At 58.7% G+C, this 5,424-nt stretch carries 6 protein-coding genes; 5 read left to right on the top strand and 1 reads right to left on the bottom strand.

Annotated features, from left to right (window positions below):
* Positions 1-173: 173 nt before the first annotated feature.
* The 4 genes from IVB29_RS12260 to IVB29_RS12245 all read left to right on the top strand — a co-directional run bounded on the left by IVB29_RS12260 (position 174) and on the right by IVB29_RS12245 (position 2,436).
* Complete coding sequence (locus IVB29_RS12260) at positions 174-881, top strand: hypothetical protein (protein ID WP_247503630.1); 708 nt, start codon at positions 174-176, stop codon at positions 879-881.
* A 166-nt stretch (positions 882-1,047) separates the two neighbouring features.
* Positions 1,048-1,593, top strand: a complete 546-nt coding sequence (locus tag IVB29_RS12255; protein WP_247503629.1) for a cupin domain-containing protein — start codon at positions 1,048-1,050, stop codon at positions 1,591-1,593.
* A 403-nt stretch (positions 1,594-1,996) separates the two neighbouring features.
* Positions 1,997-2,212 carry a hypothetical protein gene (locus IVB29_RS12250; protein WP_247503628.1) on the top strand — a complete coding sequence of 72 codons (216 nt, stop codon included), beginning with the start codon at positions 1,997-1,999 and terminating at the stop codon, positions 2,210-2,212.
* 41 nt (positions 2,213-2,253) lie between these two features.
* Positions 2,254-2,436 (top strand): hypothetical protein, encoded by a 183-nt coding sequence (locus IVB29_RS12245; RefSeq protein ID WP_247503627.1) that lies wholly within the window; start codon positions 2,254-2,256, stop codon positions 2,434-2,436.
* Positions 2,437-2,625: 189 nt separating this feature from the next.
* Here IVB29_RS12245 and IVB29_RS12240 read toward each other — a convergent pair whose 3' ends face one another.
* Positions 2,626-3,078, bottom strand: coding sequence for a hypothetical protein (locus tag IVB29_RS12240; RefSeq protein WP_247503626.1), 453 nt, complete (start codon positions 3,076-3,078; stop codon positions 2,626-2,628).
* A 153-nt stretch (positions 3,079-3,231) separates the two neighbouring features.
* Here IVB29_RS12240 and IVB29_RS12235 point away from each other — a divergent pair, with 153 nt between their 5' ends.
* Complete coding sequence (locus IVB29_RS12235; protein ID WP_247503625.1) at positions 3,232-3,927, top strand: hypothetical protein; 696 nt, start codon at positions 3,232-3,234, stop codon at positions 3,925-3,927.
* Positions 3,928-5,424: the final 1,497 nt, after the last annotated feature.

The raw sequence follows: 5,424 nt of genomic DNA, 5'->3' as shown, positions 1-5,424 counted from the left end.
ACTCCCGAAATCCAACATTCTTGCCCAGCCTCGTCGGGCAAAACAGGAGCATGATGGCATCATGCAGCGAGTGCCTCGGCGGGTGGCCCCTGCGCGGAAAAGCCGGATGGTCTCGGCGCGGCGAGGATGCTAGGTAGCCCGCGACTCCCTTTGATTTTTGCGGGTTCATTGCGTTGCTGGACGGACTCTACAAGGTTGAATACGGCATCCACGATGCCTCCGGGTGTAGCATCATGTGCCTGCATGACGGCAAGATGCTCGGCGGCAATTCCGCGTTCGCCCATCTTGGAACGTATCAGCAGCGCGACGACGGCGAGATCGTCGCCGAGGTGATCACCGAACGTCATAACGAGGATCCCAACTACAAGCCGCTGATGGGCGCCGATGTCGCCTCGATCGGCGCACGCGGCCGGCTGATCGGCAACCAGATCCGTCTCGAGGGCAGCGCGGACACCATGCCGGGCGGCAACTTCTGGGCCAATCTCACGCGGCTCGACGACGGGGCGCTGCCGCCACGCGGCACGATCGGAGCCGGCGGTATCACCAACGGCCTCTACGGAATCAGCCTGCGCGCGCTCGACGGCGTCGATGCAGGACTCTCCGGCGTGATGCTGCTGATCGACGGCCGCATCCTCGGCGGCGATGCGTTCTTCTACTATCTCGGCTCCTATTCCTCGGCCGACGGCCGCTGGAAGGGCGAGATGCTCAACCAGGAGCACACACCGGCGAAAGGCGAGAACCCCGTGTTCGGCGGCTATGAGGTCGGGATCGGCTTCTCCGGGACCTGCACGTCGGACAGCGGCGAGCTCGAAGGCGTCGCGCTGGCGGGCAAGCGTAGTTTGCGGCTGGCGGCATCGCTCAAGCTGATGCGGAGGGCCTAGAACGGTTACCTAGAATCCTGGGATCTCTGCTTGAGAGTAACGCAGGCCAGAAGTGCTTTTCCCTGCGACGTTGGCAAGTGACCCGAAACGGACATCCGGCCTCGAAAAAGACACCGCTTGTGATGGTAAGGTGCCTCTCCTCAAAATCATGGACACGGAAGTCGAGATGACCGACACCTCTCCTGCGAATGCTCCGTCTGCTTCCTCGATCCCCGCCGACGATCCTGGTCGCGTCCTGACGGTAGCCGATCCCGACGGTGCCGGCGTGCCGCATATCTCGGTGGCGGGCGGCACTTACACGATCCTGGTGTCGGGCGCGCAGACCGCGGGACGCTATTGCCTGGTCGATATGCTGGTGCCCGCCGGCGGTGGCCCCCCGCCGCATCGCCACGACTTCGAGGAAATGTTCTCGCTGCTCGAAGGCGAACTCGAGTTCACTTTTCGCGGCAAGTCGCACACCGTACGCGCGGGATCGACCGTCAACGTTCCAGCGAACGCCCCGCACGCGTTCAAGAACCTGTCCGGCAAGACGGCTCGCATGCTTTGCATGTGTACGCCGGCAGGACAGGATGAATTCTTTCTGGCGGTCGGTTTCCCCGTCGAAGGCCGCACATCGCCACCGCCGAAGCCGACCCCGGAAGAGCTGGCCGAGAAGGGAAAACTGATCGCGGCCCTGCTGCCGAAATATCGCACCGAGATGGTCAAGATGTGAGGCGCACCCGCCTGACTGACAGCCAAGAATGGACGGCGGCCGCCGCAGAGTCGAGGCGGCCGTTCCCTTTCGCCGGTGATCGCTCGTGGCCCATCGCGATGGCTGGCACACCGCAGCGACATGTCCGGAGCGAAAGGTAGACCGGAAGTCGTCCCACTCGGGGCCGACCGCCGCTTTTGACCCGAAGCAGACTCAAACTAGCGCTCACTTCGTGCCCGGTTCATCGGATCTGAAGCTTTTAAGCAATCGCCGCAACCAAAGCTAAACCAAACACGTAAGCGCGAAATTCACCCGCTCCTTCTACCAATGCCTGATGTACTTCCTCACTGCTTGCTTGATCGTAGGAGCCCTGAGTGCCCACGTATCGTCTCGTCGGTCCTGGAACTTGTTGCAGGACTTTCGGGTGGCCAGCGCTACTCAGCGGCTCGCGGCGCGGCGGCGTGCGCTTTTGCCGGTGCTCTGCTTGGGATTTTTTCTGCTGCTGATGCTTCTATTAGGTCGCGTTCTAGGTTCGGAATTTACTGCCGTCACAGCGGACTGTTTGGTATTACTCGTTTCGATTTTTGCCGGGTTGTTTATCGGCGTATTTGGTGTCATCGCCGCGACGGACCGTCGTTGATATGATCCCGCAAAATCGCGCAGGCCAATGAAAGCTCATTAATGGGCACCATTTACGCGATGCTGGTGATCACTACGTTCGTTCTAGGGTTTGTCGCAACCGTCCTGTGGGGGCCAGATTTCGAATGGCTTGGGCGAGATGTCGAGGATGCCTACATCTTCAAGATGGTTGGCATCGGACTGGTCGTGTTCTTCTTAATCGCAATTACCTTCCACCTCATCTGAGGTCCTACAAACTAGACGGTGTTGCGCCAAAGTCAGCTTCGGCCCACAGCCGACTTATCGCCAGCAACCATTCCAGGGCCGCATGTGACCCAAAGCCGACCTTGCAGCACAACCCGAAGCGAACGAAGATCGATCAAGGCGAGCGACGCGAGGACCAAACGGGCATTGAGTCCCCCGTCGTCACAGAGATTACTTGTAGTCCTGCCAAGACCAAAAACTCATAAATACTTCTTCGCCGCCAATCATTCGAAAATCCTGACCGGCAAAGCCGCCAATCGTTCGGAATTCGCCCCCTACATAATAGTTGTTCTTAGCGAACTCCTCAAACTTCGCTTTGTCATTTGGAAAGTGCCAGCCGCATCGCTCTCCGTCCCAGCCTGTTTGGACTGTGAAGACCTGCCCCTCATTGAAACCTTTTAGGGCTTCAATGACGCGAACACGAATGCGCCCCGTCTCACGCCAGCTATCATCGTGCGCCCAATTTGGCCGCACAAGTTCAATTGGCTGGACTCTAGCGACCAGCGGTTTGCTCTCCCATCTGGTCGGTAAGTCTGGGGACATCGGGCCGGGCCCATATAATACACAGGCGGGAGTAGGCCGGATGACGAACAAGGTTGTCGCAATCAGAACAAGCAGTCTCATGCCTACATTCTCGTTTTCAACCCCAGGCACCGTAGCGCAGTTCCGCTTCTGGCCCTTAGCTGACCTGCGGCGCGCAGCGGGTCGCGGACCGCTTGTGACCCAATGCGGACGTTGCAGGTACATCCATTGGGTGTTTGTGATAGAAATTTGTCCATGACGAACAAGCTTTCCGACGAAGAGCATCAAGCCTCTCTCGATAGGAATTTCCCCTATATCGAGCAAGACGCGGAGGCTCCTGGGCGCTGGGTGTCTAACCCTCTATCACCAGCTTCGAGTGGGAAGCGATGGGACGGGCAAAGACATTGGAGCACGCGCCACGGTAATGCGGTGGTGCGTTGGGGCTTGGGCGAGCCAATCAGGATCGACTTCACACTTTATCCCGATCGAACTCGCGGTGTTGTGCAGAAGAACGGCTATGGCCGATGGCGCCGCTTGGCCATGAACGCTCGAAACTGGATCCACGGAACCGTTCAAATCAGGGGAGACGACGTAACATTCAGTGACGGAGAGCAACCTATCTACACGCCGCCTCCCAGAACTTCGGCCCCAAATCTTGAGGCTGATCTGGCTCACGACGCAGGATTCCTCGAAGCGCTTCAGGATGACGGCTTCGCTGATGCGACCTATGAGGTTTTGAAACAGGATCAATTTTACAAAGGCGAACTGTGCGGTTGGCGCGCCGGCGGGGGTAGCGCAGCGCGCCTCATAGCGGACCTACGAGGGTTGGGCGAATGCTCCAGTGATTGGGACCCGTGGGGTGGCCCTCACGATGAATCTCGCATGCGTTCCGTGCACGAGCATTTGGCTCGCATCGGCTGGCGGGTTGAAGCAAAGGAAGATCAGGAATGACTGGAACAGCCGGCTAGATTTGAGGTTCGCTTCTGGCCCATAGCGTCGGCTAAGGCGGTGCCGTGTTATGTGCGTTCCTCGGGGCAGACCGGAAGCCGCTTGCATGGGGTCGGAACGACGTGATTGACCCGAAGCGGACGTTGACCCACGATCAGTTCTAAGTTGCCTGATTGTTCTCTACTGGCCTGTTTCCATCGTCAGTGGCCTAGTTTGTTTTTGGGAGTGGCCAAATCCCCCTTGAGGAACGTATGTACATTTTTGTACTTAACCCCTCGGAATGGAGGGGAACGGTCCAATGGCGGACGAGGGTGAGATGCCCAAGCAGCAACAGCAAGCACAGGCGCCCCGTTGCCCGGCCTGCTACAACCTCCCCAAACGAATGCAGCGCGTCCTAGATACCCAGACCGGACGCACGATCCGCCTATTCACTTGCGAGTGCGGCGAGCACATTTGGGACGACGGCCATTGAACGCCATGGACCGTGACACCTTGTACTACCCCTATCGCTGCTTTGGTTGGCGGTGCTGGTCGGCGGGATTTTGTACTCGCTGTGTTGAAAGGCCGCCTGAGTGGACGGCCTCTTTCATATTGCAAGCACCAGCAATTTCGAATTGGTGCCTGTCGCCGCCAGCCTTCGCTCACAACATTAGCCAAGACAGCCCGGCGATCATGACCAAAAACCCGGTAACTGTTGTCACCGCGAAACCATATTCAACTCTGTCCATGACGTGCTCCTCATCCGCCGGGAACAGATTGCGCCGTCTTGGGACAAGCGTCGTCAACATTCGTGAATCGGGCGTGTCCTAATCTACTGAAATGGGGGTCCTACTTAGGACAGTACCCGGGTTTGGATACTGGCCTGTTTCCGACCTCGGTGCCCTAGTTTGAATCGCCGTAGCCAGGGCATACGATGGGCAACGGTGCTGCCCCCGGCTTACGCTTAGGGCGGCCAGCGCAGTACCAGCTAACGCAATTCTGTACCCGGCCGCTGGATTGGTCGCACTTGTTGCACCTATCGACGCAATCGTCGTAGGTCACCCCCGGTCGTATTTGCTCCATCAGCGTGGGTTCCTTGGCCTTCTGCGCCAAGGCTGGGCCGGTCACCAACGCAAGAAGCAACACTCCAATTTCGCAGCGCATCCCCTGTGTCCTCCCAGCTATGCAGAGGATGCTCGGCGCGCGGCCCGCTTCCTTGACGTGGATCAAGCCGGACCCAATGAGGGCAGCCTCTTTCCCGGCCCGCAAGCACTTCCGCTCGTGGCCCGAAGCTGACCTGCCGCGCGCAGCCGATGGAGGACGGCTTGTGACCCGAAGCGGTCATCAGAGGCGGACAACCAACGATACCGGCATGGACGCTTCGTTCCAACTGTCTTAGGTTCAAGCCGCAGGTAATCTACAGGCGAGCATGGAAGAACGCTCCTCCGGCAATTCTAAAGAGCGCGCGAATAATAGCTCCATTACGCAACCGTTAATATGGTGGTTCGTTCTAGCCCTTAT

Source organism: Bradyrhizobium sp. 1, from assembly GCF_023073315.1.
Lineage (GTDB): Bacteria > Pseudomonadota > Alphaproteobacteria > Rhizobiales > Xanthobacteraceae > Bradyrhizobium.
Note: the sequence above shows the minus strand (reverse complement) of the source record. Positions and strands in the feature narration are given on the sequence as shown.

Coding starts and splice junctions, on each gene's coding strand:
- IVB29_RS12255 (WP_247503629.1), top strand. CDS start 1,048: ATGACCGACACCTCTCCTGCGAATGCTCCGTCTGCTTCCTCGATCCCC.
- IVB29_RS12245 (WP_247503627.1), top strand. CDS start 2,254: ATGGGCACCATTTACGCGATGCTGGTGATCACTACGTTCGTTCTAGGG.
- IVB29_RS12235 (WP_247503625.1), top strand. CDS start 3,232: ATGACGAACAAGCTTTCCGACGAAGAGCATCAAGCCTCTCTCGATAGG.
- IVB29_RS12240 (WP_247503626.1), bottom strand. CDS start 3,078: ATGAGACTGCTTGTTCTGATTGCGACAACCTTGTTCGTCATCCGGCCT.